The sequence below is a fragment of the Vibrio hepatarius genome (genome assembly GCF_011806575.1).
GTDB classification, from domain to species: Bacteria; Pseudomonadota; Gammaproteobacteria; order Enterobacterales; family Vibrionaceae; genus Vibrio; species Vibrio hepatarius_A.
In genome coordinates this window covers 201658-223698 of the sequence record NZ_JAATOO010000005.1, presented here as the reverse complement: position 1 = coordinate 223698, position 22041 = coordinate 201658, and the positions used below count along the sequence as shown (strand labels likewise).

General features: G+C 47.0%; 22 protein-coding genes, 2 pseudogenes and 1 riboswitch. Of the genes and pseudogenes, 15 read left to right on the top strand and 9 right to left on the bottom strand.

Annotated elements, in window-relative coordinates; all coding sequences use genetic code 11:
- Nucleotides 1–94 precede the first annotated feature (94 nt).
- Complete coding sequence (locus tag HCZ42_RS05850) at nucleotides 95–979, bottom strand: helix-turn-helix domain-containing protein (protein ID WP_167419797.1); 885 nt, start codon at nucleotides 977–979, stop codon at nucleotides 95–97.
- 179 nt (nucleotides 980–1158) lie between these two features.
- Between HCZ42_RS05850 and HCZ42_RS05845 the strand changes: the two genes are divergently transcribed.
- Complete coding sequence (locus HCZ42_RS05845) at nucleotides 1159–2370, top strand: sugar efflux transporter (protein ID WP_167419796.1); 1212 nt, start codon at nucleotides 1159–1161, stop codon at nucleotides 2368–2370.
- On the opposite strand, the gene HCZ42_RS05840 is transcribed toward HCZ42_RS05845, so the two are convergent.
- Together HCZ42_RS05840 and ribB are read right to left on the bottom strand one after the other, a co-directional pair.
- Nucleotides 2367–2927, bottom strand: coding sequence for a nucleotidyltransferase family protein (locus HCZ42_RS05840; protein ID WP_167419795.1), 561 nt, complete (start codon nucleotides 2925–2927; stop codon nucleotides 2367–2369). The genes HCZ42_RS05845 and HCZ42_RS05840 overlap by 4 nt on opposite strands.
- Nucleotides 2928–2988: 61 nt before the next feature.
- Nucleotides 2989–3645, bottom strand: a complete 657-nt coding sequence (gene ribB / locus HCZ42_RS05835; RefSeq protein WP_167419794.1) for a 3,4-dihydroxy-2-butanone-4-phosphate synthase — start codon at nucleotides 3643–3645, stop codon at nucleotides 2989–2991.
- 244 nt (nucleotides 3646–3889) lie between these two features.
- Nucleotides 3890–4033: riboswitch (FMN riboswitch) on the bottom strand.
- Nucleotides 4034–4217: 184 nt separating this feature from the next.
- Between ribB and HCZ42_RS05830 the strand changes: the two genes are divergently transcribed.
- The 5 genes from HCZ42_RS05830 to HCZ42_RS05810 all read left to right on the top strand — a co-directional run bounded on the left by HCZ42_RS05830 (nucleotide 4218) and on the right by HCZ42_RS05810 (nucleotide 6882).
- Complete coding sequence (locus HCZ42_RS05830; protein WP_167419793.1) at nucleotides 4218–4787, top strand: GNAT family N-acetyltransferase; 570 nt, start codon at nucleotides 4218–4220, stop codon at nucleotides 4785–4787.
- Between the two features lie 182 nt (nucleotides 4788–4969).
- Nucleotides 4970–5422 (top strand): GNAT family N-acetyltransferase, encoded by a 453-nt coding sequence (locus HCZ42_RS05825; RefSeq protein WP_217702282.1) that lies wholly within the window; start codon nucleotides 4970–4972, stop codon nucleotides 5420–5422.
- Nucleotides 5423–5477: 55 nt separating this feature from the next.
- On the top strand, nucleotides 5478–5828 hold the full coding sequence (locus HCZ42_RS05820; RefSeq protein ID WP_167419792.1) for a hypothetical protein: 351 nt from the start codon (nucleotides 5478–5480) through the stop codon (nucleotides 5826–5828).
- Between the two features lie 19 nt (nucleotides 5829–5847).
- Nucleotides 5848–6222: a GFA family protein gene (locus HCZ42_RS05815; protein WP_167419791.1), complete on the top strand. Its 375-nt coding sequence runs from the start codon at nucleotides 5848–5850 to the stop codon at nucleotides 6220–6222.
- Between the two features lie 42 nt (nucleotides 6223–6264).
- A complete protein-coding gene (locus HCZ42_RS05810; RefSeq protein ID WP_167419790.1) occupies nucleotides 6265–6882 on the top strand; it encodes an NUDIX hydrolase in 618 nt (205 codons plus the stop codon).
- A gap of 5 nt (nucleotides 6883–6887) precedes the next feature.
- Here HCZ42_RS05810 and HCZ42_RS05805 read toward each other — a convergent pair whose 3' ends face one another.
- Nucleotides 6888–7457, bottom strand: a complete 570-nt coding sequence (locus HCZ42_RS05805; protein ID WP_167419789.1) for a TetR/AcrR family transcriptional regulator — start codon at nucleotides 7455–7457, stop codon at nucleotides 6888–6890.
- 95 nt (nucleotides 7458–7552) lie between these two features.
- Between HCZ42_RS05805 and HCZ42_RS05800 the strand changes: the two genes are divergently transcribed.
- Nucleotides 7553–8011 (top strand): HPP family protein, encoded by a 459-nt coding sequence (locus tag HCZ42_RS05800; RefSeq protein WP_167419788.1) that lies wholly within the window; start codon nucleotides 7553–7555, stop codon nucleotides 8009–8011.
- A 111-nt stretch (nucleotides 8012–8122) separates the two neighbouring features.
- A complete protein-coding gene (locus HCZ42_RS05795; RefSeq protein WP_368484166.1) occupies nucleotides 8123–8725 on the top strand; it encodes a histidine phosphatase family protein in 603 nt (200 codons plus the stop codon).
- A 60-nt stretch (nucleotides 8726–8785) separates the two neighbouring features.
- Here the strand turns inward: HCZ42_RS05795 and HCZ42_RS05790 are convergent, their stop codons facing one another.
- Entirely contained in the window at nucleotides 8786–9325 is a 540-nt protein-coding gene (locus tag HCZ42_RS05790) for a YrbL family protein (RefSeq protein WP_167419787.1), read from the bottom strand.
- A gap of 487 nt (nucleotides 9326–9812) precedes the next feature.
- Here HCZ42_RS05790 and HCZ42_RS05785 point away from each other — a divergent pair, with 487 nt between their 5' ends.
- Together HCZ42_RS05785 and HCZ42_RS22095 are read left to right on the top strand one after the other, a co-directional pair.
- Entirely contained in the window at nucleotides 9813–10352 is a 540-nt protein-coding gene (locus HCZ42_RS05785) for a hydrolase (RefSeq protein ID WP_167419786.1), read from the top strand.
- 67 nt (nucleotides 10353–10419) lie between these two features.
- Nucleotides 10420–10482: pseudogene (locus HCZ42_RS22095) on the top strand (hypothetical protein); the annotation flags it as partial.
- Here HCZ42_RS22095 and fdhF read toward each other — a convergent pair.
- Nucleotides 10459–14640, bottom strand: a pseudogene (fdhF, locus tag HCZ42_RS05780) (formate dehydrogenase subunit alpha); the annotation flags it as partial. The pseudogenes HCZ42_RS22095 and fdhF sit on opposite strands and share 24 nt — an antisense overlap.
- A 338-nt stretch (nucleotides 14641–14978) precedes the next feature.
- Between fdhF and napG the strand changes: the two are divergent.
- The 3 genes from napG (at nucleotide 14979) to HCZ42_RS05765 (ending at nucleotide 18515) form a co-directional block, all read left to right on the top strand.
- Nucleotides 14979–15740, top strand: a complete 762-nt coding sequence (gene napG / locus HCZ42_RS05775; RefSeq protein ID WP_167419784.1) for a ferredoxin-type protein NapG — start codon at nucleotides 14979–14981, stop codon at nucleotides 15738–15740.
- Nucleotides 15740–16594 carry a quinol dehydrogenase ferredoxin subunit NapH gene (gene napH / locus HCZ42_RS05770; RefSeq protein WP_167419783.1) on the top strand — a complete coding sequence of 285 codons (855 nt, stop codon included), beginning with the start codon at nucleotides 15740–15742 and terminating at the stop codon, nucleotides 16592–16594. The genes napG and napH overlap by 1 nt, the downstream gene beginning before the upstream one ends.
- Nucleotides 16595–16943: 349 nt before the next feature.
- On the top strand, nucleotides 16944–18515 hold the full coding sequence (locus HCZ42_RS05765; RefSeq protein ID WP_167419782.1) for an ATP-binding cassette domain-containing protein: 1572 nt from the start codon (nucleotides 16944–16946) through the stop codon (nucleotides 18513–18515).
- Nucleotides 18516–18570: 55 nt separating this feature from the next.
- Here HCZ42_RS05765 and HCZ42_RS05760 read toward each other — a convergent pair whose 3' ends face one another.
- Complete coding sequence (locus tag HCZ42_RS05760) at nucleotides 18571–19005, bottom strand: acyl-CoA thioesterase (protein ID WP_167419781.1); 435 nt, start codon at nucleotides 19003–19005, stop codon at nucleotides 18571–18573.
- 147 nt (nucleotides 19006–19152) lie between these two features.
- Nucleotides 19153–19488 (bottom strand): hypothetical protein, encoded by a 336-nt coding sequence (locus tag HCZ42_RS05755; RefSeq protein ID WP_167419780.1) that lies wholly within the window; start codon nucleotides 19486–19488, stop codon nucleotides 19153–19155.
- A gap of 192 nt (nucleotides 19489–19680) precedes the next feature.
- Here HCZ42_RS05755 and HCZ42_RS05750 point away from each other — a divergent pair, with 192 nt between their 5' ends.
- Nucleotides 19681–20028 (top strand): DUF6404 family protein, encoded by a 348-nt coding sequence (locus HCZ42_RS05750; RefSeq protein ID WP_167419779.1) that lies wholly within the window; start codon nucleotides 19681–19683, stop codon nucleotides 20026–20028.
- Between the two features lie 8 nt (nucleotides 20029–20036).
- Here the strand turns inward: HCZ42_RS05750 and HCZ42_RS05745 are convergent, their stop codons facing one another.
- A complete protein-coding gene (locus tag HCZ42_RS05745) occupies nucleotides 20037–20948 on the bottom strand; it encodes a LysR family transcriptional regulator (RefSeq protein ID WP_167419778.1) in 912 nt (303 codons plus the stop codon).
- A 105-nt stretch (nucleotides 20949–21053) separates the two neighbouring features.
- Between HCZ42_RS05745 and HCZ42_RS05740 the strand changes: the two genes are divergently transcribed.
- Nucleotides 21054–21809: a nitroreductase family protein gene (locus HCZ42_RS05740; RefSeq protein WP_167419777.1), complete on the top strand. Its 756-nt coding sequence runs from the start codon at nucleotides 21054–21056 to the stop codon at nucleotides 21807–21809.
- Nucleotides 21810–22041: the final 232 nt, after the last annotated feature.

Genomic DNA, 22041 nt, shown 5'->3' with positions numbered 1-22041 from the left:
AGCAATAAGTTGCTTAAATCGAGCAAGAAGTTGCCCGCGCGAGCAAAAATCCGCCCGAAGCAAGATCTCATTTTTGCGTAATCCTGACTTTAGACTAAAACCGACTTCTAAACGTACTCGGTGTCATCTCTTTAACCGCTTTGAATTGGCGGTTGAAGTTGGACAGGTTCTGAAATCCGGTTCTTTCTGCAACGAGTGAAATTGGGAGTGACGTACTGGCGAGCAACTCGCAGGCTTTGCCGATTCTAAATTGCTTCACATGGTCAGAAAAACTCATTCCATAGTGCTTTTCAAACAGTCGATAGGCAGAACTCTCGCTGATGTGCAGTGCCTTACATAAGTCAGATATTTTTATTGATGTGTTGTAGTTTTCTTCGATAAATCGAGTGGCACGTTCGACTTTTTGATAAGCGTCTTGGTCACCGGATAGTTGTTTGAGTCGGTAAGGAGAAGAGGAGAGACGTAAGTACTCGCTATCATTAGAAAGTAACAGTAGTACTTCGATTACGCGAACCGCTTGATATTGGCGTTCGACTGCGTCAATCCCTGATAACAGCTCCGCGACCTTTTGTGATGTGTCTGCGCTGAATTTTACTCCGTAGGAAGCCTGTTCCAATAGGCGTTTAATGTTGCGCGCTTCAGGAATCGTGGCTTGCAGACTTTCTATCCAAGGCTGTTTAAACCAGACAATGATCGAATGGTGCGCTTTTTCTTCTGTTCCCAGAATCTGTCCCGTGAGCATATGGGGCAACCCCGGCCCATAAAGCAAGGCGGTATTGTGGTGGATTTCGCCAATGGCATCACCAGCTAGATAGCTGCCGCTAAATACATCATGAGGGTCTTGATAAAGTACCAATTCGTACTCATTGTGGTAGTGCCACGAACATGAAAACTCTTGTTTATGCACTCGGCAGTGGTACTCACGTACCGTCCAGTCGCGACTGGTGGCGTTAAGGACATTTTCAATGAATGGTTTCATGCTCGTTGCTCCTGACTTTCGCTGTTTAGGCTAGATCAGCTGTTTCTCTGCTGTCAAAGTAACTCGTTATCTTGAATGATTAGTATTAGAGGTGGGTCGAATACTATCAATTGCACCACTGATATTTGAGTAGACTGTCAGGGTTGTAACAAAGTGGTCATTCGCTTATAGGAGCCTAAATGTTTAAAGACAAAACCGCTTTATTGTTCGTCCTTACCGCATTCGTCACCGGTCTATGCGGTGCATTTTTCTATCCACTATCCAGCCTATTTATTGTTGAAGAACTTGGTGCCTCGCCAATGATGCTCAGCGTCTACATGGTGATGGCGATTGTCAGTTCAGTGATTGTATCGCAGTTGATTGCAAGGCAGTCGGATCGTAACTGGCAACGTAAAGCGATTTTAGTGGTCTCGCTGAGTTGTTATTTGGTCACTGTGGGGAGCTTCATTTTTGTGCGTGACTATTGGACCGCTGTGGCTGTCGCAACGGTGTTTGGTAGCGTAAGTGGCGCGTCGTTTGGCCAACTATTTGCACTAGGGCGAGAGTATGGCGACCGCTATGTTAAAGACAGCACGACTTTCCTCTCGACGATGCGTGCAGGGATCGCGATTGCGTGGGTTTTTGGCCCTCCTGCTGCATTTATATTGAAGGCGACTTATGGTTTTAGCGCTGCGTTTAGTGTGTCTGCTGCCGTGGTCAGTTTGGCTATCTTGGTGATTGTTAAGTATCTTCCGTCCAGTGTTGTGGCGAAAGAAACCAAAGAAGCGCAAAGCGATCAACCTGCTTCTATGTCAGGCGGAATCAGCGCCATGATTGTGCTTTATTGCGTGATCGTGGTGTGTACCTTTGCTGCGAACAATCTCTATATCACCAGTATGCCGCTTTATTTATCACAAGAATTGAAAGTCGATCCAAGTTGGCTCGGACTGCTGTTTGGCGCGGCGGCTGCGTTTGAAATCCCAGTCATGTTAAGTGCGGGCAAGATGGCTGAGAAGTTTGGTGCAATTAAGGTGATGACGCTAGGCGTTGCGATTGGTTGCGTGTTCTATCTAGTGATGATGTTTAATACTTCGTTCTCAGCGATGTTAGCGGCGCAGTTGCTAAATGGCTTCTATATTGGTGTGTGCGCGACTCTGGGTATGGTGGTGCTGCAAGATATGATGCGGGATCGTCTAGGTACAGCGTCAACTCTATTCTCGAGTATGATGAACATCGCCATGTTGGTCGCGAGTTTATCGGTGGGATTTGTCGGTGAGCTGTTTAACTACTACAGCACCTTGTACGTAAGTTTGGTTTCGTCAGTTATCGCTTTTGCGTTGTTGATATTGTTTTCAATCAAAAGCAGTCAAGCGCGGAGTAAACCAATCGAAGCGAGCTCTACGGCATCCTAATTTGAGTGAGTCATAACGGTTAGTTTTGGCCATATCGTTCGCCATTGCTTAGCAGTAACACGTTGTTCAAATAGCGCGAGCGAACGCTTGGGATTGTGGCTAATCTTAAGCTCAAACAAAGACTCAAAACCAAAGGCAGCAATACACTGGTAGCTGCCTTTTTTGATCTGTCTGATCGCGACCGCTGTTTCTTTTTCTGGCCAATGACTCATCGCATCCAGTGAATCGGAGTAGGGCGTATCACCATTTCTTTGGTGCATCTTGGCTTGATTTCTTACTTGCCAATTGAGCGTCGGCATTCGGCGCGTTAGTTCTGCTTCGTAAACGAGGTGGGCATCGTTTTCTACTTCATCGGTATCAAAGTAGATCACATCGACATCATTGAGTGGCGTTGCTTGAGTCTTGTGATGCAAATGATCCCACACCAGATTACGAACAAAGCCAGCGGCAAGATAGCAATCGGGTAAATGAAGGCTTGCGACATGCCCCAGTGCCTCACGCCTGATTGGGTCTTGTTCGATGAGTCGTATGATGTGATTGTCGAGATGGTTTGCCAAGGTGGGGTCGCTTTTAAAGTGATAACAAAAAGGCCAAGTTTATCAGCTTGGCCTTGTTGGATTAAGCGAGTTTCAAATCGAACTGCTTGCGGTATTCAACCATGTCTTCGATGGTCAACACTGGCATGTTATGCAGTTTGCCAAAAGCGATAATCTCCGGCGTTTTGCTCATTGAACCGTCTGGGTTGGTGAGCTCACACAATACGCCAGCAGGTTGTAGCCCTGCCATTTGCATTAGATCGATTGTGCCTTCTGTGTGACCGCGACGAGTCATCACACCGCCTTTACGCGCACGTAATGGGAAAACGTGGCCTGGACGAGCAAGGTCTGTTGGTTGAGCGGTTGGGTTTGCTGCGGTTTTTATCGTTGTTACGCGGTCTTGTGCAGACACGCCAGTGGTTACACCGACTTTCGCTTCGATAGAAACGGTAAACGCAGTTTGATTCGCACTGTTGTTGTTGACGACCATCGGTGGCAAATCAAGTTTATCTGCTTGTTCACCCGTTAAGCACAGACACACAATACCGCTGCATTCGCGGATCATCAGCGCCATTTGCTCAGTCGTAAGGTGTTCAACAGAATAGATAATATCGCCTTCGTTCTCACGATCTTCATCGTCAAGAAGCAAAACGCCACGACCTTCTTTAAGTGCGATCAGTGCGTTTTCAACGCGAGTGATTGGGTCGCCGAATTCGGCAAGTAGTGATGACTGATTCATGGTTACTCCTAAATATCACCAGAATCAGGGCATACATGAGGATTGAAGAATGGATTAAAAGCACACAAAAAGCTACACGAAGTGCTCAACGCACAATCGCACATCTGTGAAATTTTGACGCAGCTATCTCGTACCTTAGGCACACAGATAACAGATAGACGTCAACTCGATGCAATTTCCATACTTCAGTCAAAACGAAATACACCAAGCTTGCTAGGACAATAGGCCTAAAGCGTTGGTGTGTTTTCATTCTCTCTCATCCGGACTGTAACCGTCGGCTCTGGCATCTCACCAGATCTGCTGACCTCGACGAATCGAGCGCTCGCGGGCTCACCTAAAAAACAGGTATACCGCCGGTGGGGAATTTCGCCCCGCCCTGAGAATAAATTAAACGTTTGCTAAGTAGCGTTGGGATTCTATCGCTTCTAATAATAAAAGCAATAATGACTCACGCGGATCTTTAGTCCGAGCACGCTTTCACCCTCACCACTGAAGATTTCTTAAACAAGGCTTGGGGTTGAAGAATGAAGTGGGTAGAGTATCAGTTCCTGTTGAGCGTAAAGGTGCATAATATGATGGAAACTGAGCGATTACGAATCCGAGATTGGCAGCAAAGTGATTATGAGTTTTACGCAAAGCTATGCTCAGATAGCAAGGTAATGCGCTATTTCCCCCATACATTATCCAAGCAGCAAAGCGATGACCAATTGGATTTGATGCGCCGCCTAATTGCAGAGCGTGGTTGGGGATTTTGGGCGGTGGAGTTGAAAGCTACTGGGCAATTAATCGGTTTTGTCGGTTTGCATTATCAAGATGAAAACAGTGATATTCCAAACGCGCCTTTTGTTGAAATCGGCTGGCGATTAGCTGCTGAGTTTTGGGGTTTTGGCTACGCTCCAGAAGCGGCCGAAAAGGTCCTAGAGTTTGCATTTGATACCTTGAAGCGTGCAGAAGTCTACGCCTTTACCGCGCTCCCAAATCAACCATCGCAACGAGTGATGCAAAAGTTAGGAATGGAAAATACTGGACAAGATTTTAACCACCCGAAACTCGAAGTTGGTCATCCACTAGAGCGACACTGTTTGTATCGTATCACTCGACAACAGTGGCAAAGCAAAGAGAATTACGTGACCCACCAGTGATGTAGGTCAACAAAAAACTAGATACGCACTATCCATGAGATGACTCAGTTCAAACTATCGTACTTCGGCATAAATAGCTGACCAGAAAGCGTAGACTAAGCGACTTTTTATCAGGCAAAGTGGTTAAGCAGGAAAAAATACTCACCCAAATAAAAAATATCCTAGCAAGCCAAGGAGTGCAGATGATGGAAGTAAGAAAAGCCGACTTAAGTGATTTACCCGATCTTATTGAATTTACTGTAGAAGAAGCGCGCGAAGCTGAGAATGTTACCAAGATTCCAGAGACACTCGAACGAGGAATCAGCGCTGCGTTACATGACAGTTCGATCGCGACTTATTGGGTGCTTGTCGACGAGAATGATTGTCCTTGTGGCAACGTATCTGCGGTCAAAGAATGGAGTGACTGGAACGCGGGTTACTATTGGTGGATTCAAAGCATGTACATCAAACCGGAATATCGTGGACAAGGTTTGATGGGCAAGTTGATTAACGTGGTTGAAGATGAGATGCGTCGTAAAGGCGGACTCGAATTACGAATCTATGTACACAAAAGCAATGCAATCGCCAAACGAGCGTACGAAAAAATTGGCTTTAACGATTCGGACTACAAAATGATGTCGCTGTCGGTGAGCTAGGCTGCACTGACACGCTCAGCACGTATCGCGTGCTGAGTTAAATGGAGGTATTGAGTTGTTGCATCTGTTAAAAACAGTCGTGTTGATCAATCTCGCGGCTGCCTTGGTGGTGTTTGTCCTTTCCCAATATGTGGCGTTTTTCAAAGCGACCAATCTTGTCGATTTTCTGTTCTTTATCGTCATCGTAATTTGGATTTGCGCCAAGCTGATGTGGGAAGGTGGAATCCACAGTAAAACGACACGTTTGGATAATTCACGCACCGATAAAGTTTACAGCATGGTCAAAGGGCACGATTTCGAACAAGAGCAACAAAAGCACTACCGCCAAAACTATCAAACTGGCTTTGTGCTGTTTATCGCGGGTATGCCTGCGTTCATTACCTGCTTAGTGCTGCAGTTTATCTAGCGAAACAAGGAGTATAGATATGGACATCAAACCAATACATAGAGCGAGTTGCCATTGCGGTGCGGTGGTACTGGAATTGACTATGCCCAATGGCTTGGAAGACCCAAGGCGATGTACCTGTTCGATGTGCCGTAAAAGGGGCGCAATTGCCGCGTCGATATTGCTGGAAAATCTTCGCATTGTTCAGGGAGAAGAAAACCTGACTTTGTATCAATTCAATACTATGACGGCGAAGCACTATTTTTGTAAGACTTGTGGTATCTACACTCATCACCAACGTCGTTCAAACCCGCATCAATTTGCGATCAATGTAGCTTGTCTTGAAGGAGTTAATCCGTACGAGTTGGAACCTGTTAGGATTGCCGATGGGATAGCACATCCATCAGATAAGTGACCACTCGGCTTACAATTTAAGACGAAAAACGGGGGAGGTCATATGAGCCAATGGATGAACTGGGCTAAGCAGTTGCAGGCGTTAAGCCAAGCGGGGCAAGCCTATTCAAAAGACAAGTTCGATCTAGAGCGTTTCGACGAAATTGCCAATATTTCACATCAAATGATCGCACAGTTAGCGAATATGTCGGTGGAGCGAGTCGAACAGCTTTTTGTGCCAGAGGTCGGTTACCCAACTCCCAAAGTGGACTTACGCGCTGGTGTGATCAAAGACGGTAAAATCCTCTTAGTTCGTGAGCGGGAAGATAACTGCTGGACCATGCCGGGTGGTTGGGCAGATGTCTGCGAAACCCCATCCACTGGTGTGATTCGAGAAGTACTGGAAGAGTCGGGTTATCACGTCAGCCATCCCAAACTGGTGGCGATTAAAGACCGCGATGTGCATGCCTATCTACCCAAATACCCACAACACATCTATAAGATGTTTTTCCTCTGTCGATTTGAATCTGGTCAGCCACAAACTAATATTGAGATTTCGGATATCGGCTTTTTCGCCTTGGATGAGTTACCGCCATTATCTGAAAGTCGCGTGCTGAAAAGTGATATTGAGCTGATGTTTCAACACGCTGAGTATCCGCAAACTGAAATTCACGTCGATTAACTAAGTCAACACGACCTAGACGACTCTTGCCTTAGAGCATTTAGAATTTGGATGCTCTTCTCACTTGCTTGCTTCCCTTGCCCTGTCATGTACGCTGTTGTGATCGCGCCTTCTTTTAGTAGGCAAATGGCATCCAACAATAGTGGGTTATTCGTGGTCATTTGACGCTGAATGATCTCTCGCACTGTTTGCTTGTGCTGCGCGCAGTAGCGAGCGATTTCGCTGTTCACATCGCTAAATTCCGCGGCGGTATTGATAAAGAAACAACCGCGAAAATCGCCTAGTGCCGCTTCTGCACTGTTAAACCATCGCTCAAGAGCCTTGAATAGGTCTTCTATCAGCTCCTGATCATCGTTTGAGTCGGCGATTTGGTCGGCTAACCAAGTGCAGAAGATCTGATGTCTTTGTGTCAGCGCCGCTAAAACCAGTGATTCCTTACTGTCAAAGTGTGTATAGAGCGTACGCTTTGCCACCCCCGAGACTTTCAATATCTCGTTGATACCAATCGAGTTAATTCCATTTTTATAGAACAGATCGAGCGCTGTATCGATCAGCAACTGACGCTTTTTACTCATAAATCCTCCGCGTTTAAAAACAGTTTGACAAAAGTAGACCGACTTGTCTATTTTAATTTTGTAGACAAATCGGTCTACTTTTGAAGGAGCAAACGATGAATCAATTAAACGTGTCGGTAATTGCTGGAATTGGAGCTGCATTGGCGATAGGTCTACTGTCATTTTTGGAAGTGTCGATGAGTGAAGTCGCATTGGTAATGGCCCCCTTTGGTGCAACGACGGTATTGGTGTTTGGCGTGCCAGATAGCCCGCTGGCCCAGCCTAAGAATGTGATATTCGGTCACTTGCTAACGGCGATCATTGGTGTCGCCTTTACCCAATATGTGGGAGTGACTCCGTTGACCTTGGCATTGGCGACAGGTTTGGGGGTGAGTGTGATGTTACTGACCAAAACGACACATCCACCTGCAGGTGCCAACCCGATGCTGATTATGTTGGCTGGGCAAGGTTGGAGTTTTATCTTCACGCCAGTGCTGATTGGCTCAGTGCTGATCGTTTTAGTCGGGAAAAGCATGCACAGAGTGCAGAAGCAGTGGACGAGTGCAGCACGCTAATCATGGTTTAAGGTTGGACCGTGAGTCAAAACTGACCCAAATATGGCTTTTTGCACCGCCGTAGCATTTACGATATTTTTTATGGGCTACAGCCGAAGACAGGGAATCAAAGTGACAAGAAGAATATTTGTATTAAGACATGGTCAAACACAGTTTAACGCGGAGCAAAAACTCCAAGGACACTGCAACTCACCACTCACCGCTAAAGGACTCGCTCAAGCACGCAGCGTTGGTGAAGCACTAAGTGAATATCTAGGTGAGCGAACGTATCGAGTGTATGCCAGCCCGTTGGGTCGTGCCGTTCAGACGGCGACGATTGTGTGTGAACAAGTTGGCCACTGTGCTTCTAAAATCGTCCAAGACGAGAGGCTCAAAGAGTTCGCTTTAGGGGAGTGGGAACAAAGAACCATTCCTAGCCTAGAGGCAGAGCAGCCTAACTTGCTATCACAAAGCGATTGGTATCTTCAGGCGCCAAAATCAGAGTCGTATCAGTCGGTGAAAGCGAGACTAGTATCTTGGTTGAATGACTTACCCGAAGATGGTGATGTAGTGGTGGTCAGCCACGCGCTGACAGGAGCGGTATTGCGCGGCGCTTTGATGGATATGAGTTACGAGCAAGTCTGGGAGCAAGATTTACCACAAGATGCGTTTTTCATGATTGAAAATGGCGAGATGAGTAGAATTGATTGCTTGGTAGAGTTAGAGACTGCGTAATCAAATAGTGGCATCGTCAACGAGGAAATCCTCATATTTCGATGCCACTATCTCACTTATTTAATACTCCTGTTCCAGAGTATGAATCATGGTTCGAATGGTCTTACGGGTTTTTCTACGAGAAAGAAAAGATAACCCAGTATATAAAAATGACTTGCGTTTTTTATTGGTAATAATGCCATCAATATAATACAGCTTATTCTTACTTAGAATAATATTACGTAGCCCACGATCGCACATGCTAATAATATTATCTAAACAGTAATTCTCTAAATCCTTCAGCATCGAAATAATCTTGTTCTTTGGCAAAAGTCGACGTTTGACAATTTGCTCAAGATTGTCCGCATAATCAGATTTTATTCTTTCGTAGACCAACCCTTTACCCAAATTGGTTTCAACGAAACCATAGCATTGAGGTAGATGTTCTAGAGGAACCTTTTTTCTTGCTAGCTTCTGGTAAAATTTGAATTCCAAGAAATTTATTTTCAGCTTTGAATGACCGTGCATCACTTTAATGCATAAATTTTCATTCTCAGGATGCTGATAACAAGTTCTGGTTGTTCCTCTACCCAGTTTGCTGTCATCACTTAAATAAACCATAAGAAGTCGCTCGGTGTTGTAATTATGTTGCCATGATAGGAATTTTCTTATAAACGACTAGTAAAATAATAACTTTTTATTATAAAAGAATAAATTTTTAGACACATTGAATCTGTTTTTATATGTAAGTTATTGAATTTATTGGTTGGATTCTTTAGTCTATTTTGTACGGTGTTCAATTGATTTTGAACGTCGTTTTATTGTTTTTTGTAAGAATTTGCCTATACCCCCTGCGAAGAAAGGGGCAAAGTGAGGTTTTTGAGTGGGAATTTGATCACCTTTAAGCGCAAGTTGATGCGAAACTTGTGACAGATAACATTAGTGAGACAGACACCCCAAGTATAAGTTCCCTCTTTTTTAAAGTGATATTTCTGGTTAGAAGAAAGTCCAACTATACTTATCGTTTAATAAAAGTTCGTGGTTGATTAAACCTCCATTTCATTCCACGTATTTGTATAAATAGAACAAGTTGGTGAAGGGAAGAGTAATGTTAAATAAAAATAACACTGGACTTATCGTTGTCGATGTACAAGGTAAGTTAGCAAGGATTGTAAGCGACAGTGATTTATTGATTGAGAATTGCACTAAGTTAATTAAGGGGGCGCAGATATTAGGCTTACCGATTGTTTGGTTGGAGCAGAATCCTGAGAAACTAGGTGCAACAGTTGAAGAGTTATCGAATTTACTCTCTGAGCAAAAAGCGATCACTAAGTTTACCTTTGACGGCTGCTCAGAGCCCGAAATCATGCAAGCGATCCACCAAGCCGATATTGAAACATGGTTGGTTTGTGGGATTGAAACCCATATTTGTGTTTATCAAACCGCAGTGAATTTAATAAAGCAAAACTATGAAGTGCAGCTCGTTGAGGATTGTGTTTCTTCACGAACAATACAAAACAAACAGTTGGGGATTAATAAATTGGTTAGCCAAGGTGCTCAATTAACTGGGCTGGAAATGTGTTTGTACGAGCTGGTGAAAGACTGCCGAAACCCAGAGTTTAAAGAGATACTTTCGCTGATTAAATAATGCGATACGGAAATTAAAAAGCCAGCTCAAAATGAGCTGGCTTTGCCGTTAGAGAGAAGAGGATTTAGTGTACTTGCGCATCTTCGGCAGTGCACTCAACCAATGGTTCCACTTTGACCGCCGCCACTTTGAACTCAGGGATCTTAGCGTGTGGGTCTGTCGCAGTTGTGGTTAAGCGATTGACCGGCGACTCGACAAAGTGGAACGGGATAAAAATCACCCCTTGTTGGATACGTTTGGTCACAAATGCATCAATTTCAATCTCACCTCGGCGGGTGGAAACGCGCAGTCTTTGACCATTGCTGATGCCCAGTGCTTCAGCATCTTGCACGCTGATCATCGCTCTTGGCCCAGCCAGTTTGTCGAGTCCTTTGGTTTTGCGCGTCATCGTCCCAGTGTGGAACTGTTCCAGAACACGTCCGGTAGTCAGTACCAATGGGTATTCTTCATCTGGCAGCTCTGCGGCATAGCGGAACGGTACTCCAACCATCTGCCCTTTGCCTCGGGTAAACTGAGTCTGGTGCATGATGCGAGTACCATTCGGGTTGTTTTTGTTGCTCGGCCACTGCACGCCATCTGGTGTAATGCTGTTCCACAGTAATCCGGCGTACTGTGGCGTTACACGCGCGATTTCAGCGGTGATGTCGGCAACTTTGTTGTAATGCCAGTCTCCGCCCATCGCATTGGCGATTTGTTGGATGATCCACCAATCTTCTTTCGCGTCACCCGGCGCTCTTACCGCAGGGTTAATGCGTTGTACGCGGCGTTCGGTGTTGGTGAAATGCCCTGATTTCTCAGCAAACGAGCATGACGGCAACACCACATCGGCGTACTGCGCGGTTTCGGTCAGGAAGATGTCTTGTACCACCAAGAAATCGAGCGCTTCTAACCCCTCGATGACGTGTGCTTGGTTCGGGTCACTTAAGACCGGATTTTCGCCCATGATGTACATGCCACGAATTTCGCGCTTGCACGCTGCATCGATGATTTCGGTCAGCGTCAGTCCGGGTTCTTTAGGTAGATCTGGCGCATTCCATTCAATCGCAAACTTCTGGCTGACCAGTGGATTGTAGACCTTCTGATAGCCTGGGTAGCAGTTTGGCAAGGCGCCCATATCACACGCACCTTGCACATTTGACTGACCACGCAATGGGTTGATACCGCCGCCTTCAATACCAATGTTGCCGCACAGCAATTGCAGGTTGGCAATCGAGCGCACGTTATCGTGACCTGTCGTATGCTGGGTAATGCCCATGGAGTAGTACACCGCGGTGCGTTTTGCGGTACCTATCATCCGCGCCATTGCGAAAATGTCATCGGCGCTAACGCCAGTCACCAGCGCAACTTTATCTAACGCATAGGCAGGAGACATCACTTCTTGCAACAGCGTATCAAAACCGTCGACACGCTCTTCAATGTACTCAAGGTCATACCATCCGTGTTTGATGATTTGCTGCATTACGCCGTTAAGCAGCATCACGTCGGTGCCCGGTCTGTGGGAGAGATACAACTCGGCGTGTTCCGCCATATCAATGCGTTTTGGATCGGCGACGATAAGACGCGCGCCGTGGTGGCGAATGGCCTGCTTGATGTGTGAGGCGATGATTGGGTGCGCCGATGTTGTATCCGAGCCGATGATGAAAATCACGTCCGAGTGTTTGATGCTCGGGATGTCATTGGTCATCGCGCCGCTGCCCAATGAGGCTTCTAACCCAGTTACACTGGAGGCGTGACATAAGCGCGCGCAGTGGTCAACGTTGTTGGTTCCTAGCTCGCGGCGAATGAATTTTTGGAACGCGTAGTTATCTTCGTTGGTGGTTTTTGCCGAAGAGAAGCCTGCCAGTGCGTTGCCACCAAAGCCTTGTTTAATCGCGGTAAACTTATCGGCAATCAACTGGATGGCTTCGTCCCAGCTAGCGGGTTGTAGCCAACCGTCTTTGCGGATCAGCGGCGTAGTCAGGCGCGCATCGTTGGCGACAAAATCGAAGCCAAAGCGACCTTTCACACACAACATACCTTGGTTTACCGGAGAGTTCGCTCCCGTAACGTAACGGATGGTATTGGCGGCTTCATCCACGTGCATGGTGAGTTTGCAACCCACACCGCAGTAGGTACAGATGGTATCGACTTTTTTCAGCGTCTCACTGCGGCCTTGCGATTTATCGCGGCTATCGACCATCGCGCCCGTCGGACAGGCTTGTACACACGCGCCGCATTGCACGCATTGCGAATCGCCCATCGCCACTTTACCGTTCTTGTTAGAACCAAAGTGCGGACGGTCATCCGGCCTTAGAGCGGGGCGGCCGTGTTGGTCGGTGACAAAGTTGAGCACCCCATGCACCGCATGCTCTCGGCAGGCTTGAATACACTGACCACAACTGATGCAGCGGTTGGCATCAAACTTGATAAACTGCGAGCTACGGTCAACCGCGAATTTATGCCGTGGGTCTTTGGCACGTAAGGTTAACCAGTCTTGATGGTCTTTGATTTCCACCGAGTGGTTAAAGTGTTGCTCTGCGCCATACTCGGTCGAGTAGTCGCGCAGATCGCAACTGGTGTTTGCCTGACAGCCGCATTCCAAACAGCGCGCCGCCTCTTGGATCGCGTCATGGTTATCAAAACCTAGCTCGACTTCAGCAAAGCTCTGCTCTCGTTGTGCAGGTGTCAGCTCTGGCATGATGGTACGAGCGACTTTCTGAATGTTTTCAAACTGAAGTGGGTCGACCTGCGAGAGCTTTTTCTCTTTACGTGAGTTAAACGCTGGTCTTGGCATGTCGATCATGTCGCCATTGAGGAACAGGTCGATGGCTTTGGCTGCGATTCTTCCATCGCCAACCGCTTCTACTGCGGTGGCTGGGCCACGGCGAAAATCCCCGATACTAAATAAGTTGCCTGTTCCGGTGTGCATGGTGGAATCGTCGGATTCAGACGTATTCCAGCGCGTGAGTGGAATCGACAAATCGTCGTTCTCCAAAAAGCTTAAATCGGGCTTTTGTGACACCGCGGCAATCACAGTGTCAAATGCTTCTGTGAAATACTCGCCGGTGGCTTCAGGGCGACGGCGGCCGGAAGAGTCTGGTTCACCCAGTGCCATACGTTCAAGGCGGATCGCCTGGACATGGCCGTGCTCATCGGCGAGGTTTTCTGCCGGATTAGTCAAGAATAAAAAGTTGACGCCTTCGTGTGCGGCTTCTTCGATTTCGTAATCTTCCGCGGGCATTTCTTCGCGGGTACGACGATAGATAAGCGTGGTTTCGGCACCCGCTCGGCGAGCGGTTCTCGCGCAGTCAATCGCAGTGTTACCGCCGCCGATGACTGCGACTTTTTCCCCAGTTTTGTATTGCTGGTTGGTGACGTAGTCTTTGAGATAATCGACACCCAAGTAACAACCTTTCAATTCACTACCTGGATAATGCATTTCAACCGCTTGCGACGCGCCGACTGCAAGGCAGACCGCATCGTATTCTTCACTCAAGCGCGACAGAGTAAAATCTTCGCCGAGTTTATGATTGGTTTTGATTGTCATGCCGTTGCGACACATCAACTCGATCTCTTTGTCGAGGATATCTTTTGGCAATCGGTATTCAGGAATGCCATAGCGCAGCCAACCACCCGCTTTCGGCATCGCCTCAAAAACGGTGACTTGGTAACCTTCGTTCGACAGGTAATACCCCGCAGTCAGTCCGCCAGGACCGCTACCAACAATCGCAATCGAGTAAGGTTTGGCTGGTTTTTTCTCAGGAACGTACGCTTCATGCGCAGCGAGATCTGCATCTGCTGCATGACGTTTCAATTGACGAATAGCGAGCGGCTCATCAACCAAAGCGCGTCGACATTCACTTTCACAAAATGCTGGGCATACACGGCCAATTGACAGTGGCATCGGCAGCGTTTGTTTGATGATTTCGATCGCTTTCTGATGGTCGTTCTGCGCGATGAAATAGAGGTAAGACTGGATGTCGACACCCGCTGGACACGCGGTTTTGCACGGCGCTTCGCAGTCGGCGTAGTGGTCTTGCATGATGCGGTTGAGCGCCTGTTTTCGGTGTGCACTGAGTGCGTCAGACTGTGTTTTTACGTTCAGTCCACGATACACGCCCAGCTCACAGGCGCGTTGCATACTGCCGCTTTCTACTTCAACCATGCACAAATCGCACGGCACTTTTTCGTCTGATTTGTTTAATCCGCACAGTGAAGGAATGTCTACACCACAGACTTTAGCGGCTTCGAGCAAGGTCGAGCCTTCTTCAACAATTCGGTATTTTCCGTCGATGATGATTTCAATCATGTCATCCCTCGCAGATTTAATAAAACCATACATTCTATAAGGATACCCTCTTGCAAGGAAAGTTCGTGTGACAAAAAACTCACTATGCAGTTATTTCGGTGAGGTTAATAAGTCATCCTTGTCTTGTTTGGTCGATGGGTTAATTCGTTAATATGAGCGCCTAATCACTTCGCTTTATTGATAAGCATCAATCCAGCTTGGATACACCTCTTTAGGGGTATATCACCACTACAAATCACTAAAGAAAATGCCCATAAATAGTTTGTGGTTGCTAAATTTAACTGAGGCAATGAATACGTCATCCGGTACACAAGATGTACTGGCTAAGGTGGTGGGTTATGAGTTCGTCGAAATCGAAAACATCGGAAAGTCGACGCCGTTTTCTTCGTGACGCGGCGAGAACCGCTGTGGGTGTGGGTGCGGCAGCAACGGTGCTGGGTTTGCAATCGACACAAAGTCAGGCGCGAGGCGGCGCAGGTGTACCTGTCAGGCCGCCAGGTGCGTTGGCCAAAGGTGAGTTTGAAAAAGCGTGTATTCGTTGCGGGTTGTGTGTGCAGGCTTGTCCTTACGATACGCTAAAACTTGCGACCTTACTTTCGTCAGTTGAATCAGGCACGCCGTATTTCAACGCGAGAGATATTCCCTGTGAAATGTGTGAAGACATCCCGTGTGTCCCCGTATGTCCAACGGGGGCTCTGGATCCGAATCTGACCAATATTGATGACGCGCGGATGGGAACTGCGGTTCTGATCGACCACGAAAGCTGCCTCAACTGGCAAGGGCTGCGATGTGATGTTTGCTACCGTGTCTGCCCATTAGTCGATGAAGCCATCACCTTAGAACACGTGCGAAATGAACGCACGGGTTATCACGCCAAGTTGATCCCGACGGTTCACTCGGATAAGTGCACCGGTTGCGGCAAATGCGAACAGGCGTGCGTAACCGAAATTGCCGCGATTAAGATCATTCCAACTGAGTTGGCAAAAGGTAAAATGGGCTCACACTACCAGCTGGGCTGGGAAGAGTTGACCAAACCGTTAGAGAACTCTGCGCCTGAAGTTCCCGCGGATGCGCTAGAGAGCTTGGGAGGTAAGTTGTAATGGCCAAGAACTTAGCAAAAGATGCCGGTAGAGATGCGATTCGCGAGTTGGGCTGGTGGCGTGCACACCGCTTTTTGATTCTTCGTCGCCTGTGTCAGTTAACCATCATCGGGTTGTTTATCGCTGGACCGACCGTCGGCATTCTCAAAGGGAATCTTTCATCAAGCAACTTGTTTGACGTGATCCCATTTAGTGATCCGCTGATCATTCTTCAATCACTCGCCGCGGGGCATATGCCAGAGCTAACCGCACTGATTGGTTTTGCCGTGGTGGTCGGTTTTTACGCTCTAATCAGTCCACGTGCGTTTTGCGCTTGGGTTTGTCCGCTCAATATCGTCACCGACTTGGCGGCGTGGTTGCGACGTAAATTGAATTTAAAAACCAGCTATCGTTGGTCACCTAAAATCCGTTATTGGTTGATTCCGGTTTTGCTGGTTGGCAGCGCGGTATCCGGTACAGTGTTATGGGCGTGGATAGACCCGGTTGCAACGCTTCATCGCGGATTGGTGTTTGGCATGGGCGCAGGCTGGATTTTGATCGGTTTAGTGTTTGCGTTGGATTTGTTACTGGTTGAACACGGCTGGTGTGGGCACTTGTGTCCGCTAGGCGCGACGTATGGTGTGATTGGCCGTAAGAGCTTACTGCGCGTAACGGCGGTTCGCCGCGAAGACTGCACTAAATGTATGGACTGTTACTACGTATGTCCTGAGCCAGAAGTACTCAGGCAGCCACTTAAAGAAGGCGACCGCCGAGTGATGAGTCAGGACTGCATCAGTTGTGGACGCTGTATCGACGTGTGCGCGGAAAAAGTCTTTGAGTTTGGTAACCGGATTACCGTCAAACAGTTGGACTGAATCTTTCGCAACGAGTACGTTGTCAATGACCCGATTGCCAGCAGTCCAATGTGTATCGCCAAATAAATCGTTCGGGGGAGTTCACACGCTTCCCCGAGTCAATGACTTGCCATTTGCTTAAAAAAACGCCTATACTCACGGCATCACTTTTCTCGGAGATTACGCCACGATGAACAACTAACACCTGACATCCAATTTTACTTTTATTAATCGGATTTACAGGGTTAGTCGGCGTAGCTTCGTTCCCGCTGAATTGCGGACACAGAACTTCCACACCACGTTATTTTTCAAGTGCTTTGTGCGCCTTTCTGTATTGCTACGCATAATCCTGTTCAACAGGAGGCAAGTTATGCCATTGCTACAAGCAAATAAAATCAGCTATCAATTCGACAACGGTGAGCGGTTGTTTGACCAGCTCTCTTGCACCTTAAACCAGCGTCGCGTCGGTTTGGTCGGCCGAAATGGTATCGGTAAGTCGCTACTGAGCGCACTCTTAACCAAAACTCTGACGCCCACTGAAGGCACGGTAGAGCTGCACACCAGCGTCGCCCGTTATTCCCAGCTACCTTCTGAGTTATTGTCGAGCGAGTTGACCATCGCGCAGTATCTTAAGCTCGACTCTGTTCTCAAAGCACTGACGCAGATTGAGTCTGGTGACTGCAACCAAAAGTGGTTCGATATCGTCGGTGAACAGTGGCAGCTTAGGCAGGCGTTAAGCAGTGAGTTAGTTGCTTTGGGATTGCCAGATAACCCTGACTTTTACTGTCATCAACTCAGCGGTGGACAATTGGCGAGGTTACAATTGTGGCAACTGTTTAGGTCACAAGCGGGCCTGTTGGTGCTTGATGAGCCGTCCAACCACTTAGACAGTCAAGCTCGAGAGTGGCTATTGCAACAGATCCGCGATTATCCCAATGCAATATTATTGATTAGTCACGATCGCCAGTTGCTCCGCGAGATGGAACATATCTGGGAGTTAAGCAACTTGGGTTTGACCGAGTATGGTGGCAACTATGATTTTTACCGTAAGCAAAAGGATATAGAAAATGACGCGGTTGAACGACAGGTTCTCAGTATACAAAAAGCGCAAAAGCATTTGGCGCAGCAAGCACAATTGAACCGAGAAAAGGCTGAGCAACGCGCCGTTCAAGGTAATAAAATCCGTAAACAGGGTGGTCAGCCCAAGATATTGCTAAATGGCATGCGCAGTCGAGCCACCGCAGCTGCTTCAAATCGCCTAAAGAACGAAACCAGTCGCAAGGATTTACTGCAAGCAAAAGCGCAGGACTTGCAAGCGCGTCAAGAACGGCTAAAACCTCAGAAGATGCAGCTGAACGAGGGTAATCAGAGTGGCAGCAAGTTGGTGACGATGATAAACGCGCAGTTGCCAGCTGGTAGTGCTCAACCAATCACCTTACAACTCAGTGCAAAAGCTCGCTTACGCTTAAGCGGTCGTAATGGCTGCGGTAAATCCACGTTGCTCCATGTCATTGCTGGTAGGCAAAATTTATTGGATGGCGAAATACGCATGAATACCCGTGTGTTCTATCTTGACCAGCACTTTGGCCTGCTAGACGAGTCTTGTTCAATGCTTGATAACATGATGCAGTTCTGTGCTGGATTGCTGGAATCGGATGCACGAACTTTGTTGGCGGGGCTCGGGTTTCGACGTGATAGTGTGTTTCGGCTAGTTGAACAACTCAGTGGCGGCGAGAAAATGAAGCTGGCGATGTTGGTAGTCGGGCACCAAGCCGAGTCGCCGCTATTGCTGCTTGATGAACCCGATAACCACCTCGATTTAGATTCAAAACGGCTGTTAGCGTGCACGTTGCGTGCATACCAAGGTGCATTTGTGTTAGTTAGCCATGATGATGAGTTTGTTGCCGAGTGCGGTGTGAGTGAGGAATATCAACTGGAATAACTGTGGTCAAATTTGGCACTGGCGAGTGGAGAGCAAACCAGTGCCAATTCATTGATTAATCCGCTTTTGCTTCAAGTTCAAGAATCGAGTTTTTAATCGATTCCGGTAGTGTTGCTTTGCAGTTGTTTTTGAAATCAAACATCACACCAGTGGCATGACCGACAGTGCTTACTTTGCCGAGCTTTTTACTCACGATGCGATATTCCATCGTGAAACGATCTTCTTTAATATCAATGACTTTAGAGCCGATTAGCAAGGTATCAGGGTACGTTATCGGCAGTTTGTAACGACAGTTGGTTTCGCTTAGTACCGGGCCGATCTGGCTTTGACCTAAATTCACAAGCAGGTTGATCGCGTTGAAGTACTCAAGTCGAGCGGTTTCGAAGTAGCGGAAATACACCACGTTATTAACATGCTGTAGCGCATCCATTTCGCCCCAAGCGACAGGAATTTCCGTGATCACCGGAAACCCTTTAAGCAAATCTTCCATCATTCTTCCTTGTGTTTATTTTTGGCTGAGCTTTTATTCTAATTTGAAATTATCGCTACAGGAGAAAATGTTATCAATTTGTGATCATATAGGCGCAATAAAATGAACATCCACATTTGCGAGCCAGAAGGATTTTCTGCTTACGCTCTAGTTATCATAAGGTGGCTGGCTGACATCCCATATTTTAATAACATGCTGGGTATCGGTGCATTTACCCATTAAGATCTGATACTTAGGATCATACGGCGAGCCGATGTACGTCGTTCTTATTAGCTCGCTGGTTTTCAAATCTACTTGGGTTACTGCGCGGCCTTTAAAGTTTTGAAAGATCGCAAATTGGTCTGTTTTGTAGATCATTTGCTCGCGATAAAACCAGAAATTATCAGCGGTTTTAAGTAAGCGACACTTCAATGGCAGAGCGCTAGCGTCTACGGTGGGAGCGGGTGTAGACAGCAGCAATACAGACAAAATTAAGGTGTTCATGTGGTCTTCCTTTTACCACCTTAGTAACTTAGTTAATTATAGATAGAGCATACTGTTTTGCAGACTTTGCGCGAGCTTAGTAACAATTCGATACGACTTTAATTGCTAAGGTCTTAAAAACTTTGAGCTTAATCGGTGTCGTTTTTCAACGCTTACAGTAGACTCCATTTTTTATTGATAGATATACGAGTTATGAGTTACGAAACTAAGCTAGAGATAGCCGTTGCAGAGTTGGAAAGTGCGGGCATTCGCTCTTCTAGCCACAACGCATTTTCCCACCGATTTTTGCGTAAGCTGGGCATTAAGGTAAGACCTTCTTACTACGAACCGATTTGGCGTAACTTCCTGGTTTTGAGTGTGGAATTTTTCGTGTTGTTTTTTGCCTTCAGCGCAATCTTCCGTTACGACCCACCAACCACCACTTACCTAACACTGGCAAACGAAGTGATGCTAGGCACCAGTGCGTATGCGTTACTGATGAGCCTTTATTACATCTTTATGGCGCGACGCTGCAATCTTACAGCGTGGAAAAACCTGTAGGGTGATGGCTATAACTCGACTTGCAAGTGCTCCACGATAAAGTCGATAAAGGCTCGCACTTTTGCAGGTAGATTATCCCTCGATGCGTAGTAGATGCGCAGCGGGGGAAGTTCGAGGTTGAATTCCGGTAAGATCGAAACCAGTTTACCTGCTTTGATATATTCACTTGCCTGCAAAGTCGCGACTACCGAGATCCCGACTCCATAGCTCGCTAGCTCACACAATGACTCAACGTTATTAACAGTCACAACCGGGTTGGCTGGTTCATAGAGCTGAAGCTCACCATCGGCGTTCACAAAATACCACTTCAATATTTTGCTGGTTGTTGCGGAGCGAAACAGCACGCACGGTATATCACCGATCTCTTCTGGGCTGGTTGGCGTGCCATATTTTTCCAACAGCGAAGGCGATGCAACGCAGCTAATCTTCACGTTAGTTAATTTTCGCGCGACGATATTCACGTCATCGGCAATCCGGTTGCCCATTGCGACATCAAAGCCTTCTTCGACCAAATCCACGGCTCGGTCGCCCAAGTGTAAGTCGAGCTCAATCTCTGGATATTGCTCAATAAACTTGCCAACCAGCGGCAAAATATAAAGTTTGCCAAAGCCTTCGGGTACAGTGACTTTTAAGCGCCCTTTGGCTGTGGTTTTTAGGTTACGAGTGTTTTCAAACAAGAGGTTAAGTTGATGAGCGGCAGGATAAGCTGAGCGATAAAATACTTCGCCGTCTTCGGTTAACGATAGTGCATGAGTCGTTCGGTGGAACAACCGCACACCCAAGTGAGATTCCAACGCTTTAACCGATTTACTCACCGCAGCAGGAGTGACTTCAAGCTCGCGTGCCGCTTGAGAAAAGCTCAACGCAGAAGCGGTTTTAAGGAATGCTGGGAGGTATTTGGTCAGCTCTAGATTATCCATGCTTGTTACTCTGAGTTAAAACTGTTTTGCTACTTTTGATACTACCAGTATTTGGGGAAGTTTGTATTATGAACGGCGTTTTTAAGGTAAGTCGAGATAAGCATTATGAACCCTATCATTGAACAGCAACTGAATCGTCGTTCAGTTCGCAACTTTACTGGTGATTCAGTAAAACAGGAAGATTTGGATCAGATCCTGAAGGCGGCGCAACAAGCACCGACATCAGTTAACGGTCAACAAATCTCATTAGTCGTGATCCGAGATAAAGATACCATTGCGAAGATCGCTGAATTTGCTGGAGGTCAGCCACAAGTTGCATCAGCGGATGTGTTCATTACTGTTGTTGTCGATTACCACCGTGCAGCATTTGCAATGGCGGATGTGGACAAAGAGATCGTGATCAACCGCTCTGCTGAAGGCATTATGGCTGGCGCGGTGGACGCGGGCATTATGCTTAACGCGTTGCAAACCGCAGCTGAGTCTTTCGGCTACGGCACAACGGCCATCGGCGGTATTCGTGCTAACCCAGACAAAATGGTTGAGCTATTAGGCTTGCCTGCAAATACATTCCCATTGGTGGGCACTACGATTGGTGTGACTGACGTTGCGTCTGTTTCTCCTGTGAAGCCTCGTGTACCTGTGGAATCATTCGCGATGTACGAAAAGTACGACTCTGCACTTGTCATTCAAGGTATGCGTGAGTACGACATAGAGCTACGTGAATGGTGGGATAATATTGGCTTGAAAGACATGCCAAGTTACGCGGAATCGACCAGCCAATACTACGGTCAGATTTACTTCCCGCATATTAAGAAATCACTTGAGAGCCAAGGGTTTATTTTCCAAGACCAATTGGACTAACGGTTTATCCTTTCTACGTTTGTTTTATATATTCATTGCCTTTTTTGCCCCAGCACATCGAACTGGGGCTTTTTTGGTCTCGCCTTATTGAGTTCTGACCTGTCATTTTCACGGCTCTGATTCAGGTTAACTCCATGCCAAAAAGTTGAAATATGTCTATTGTTGAAGCGTAACAAATTGCACTTTATCAGTGACCTTTTCCTCAATTGATAGATAAAAAATGTTATTCCTG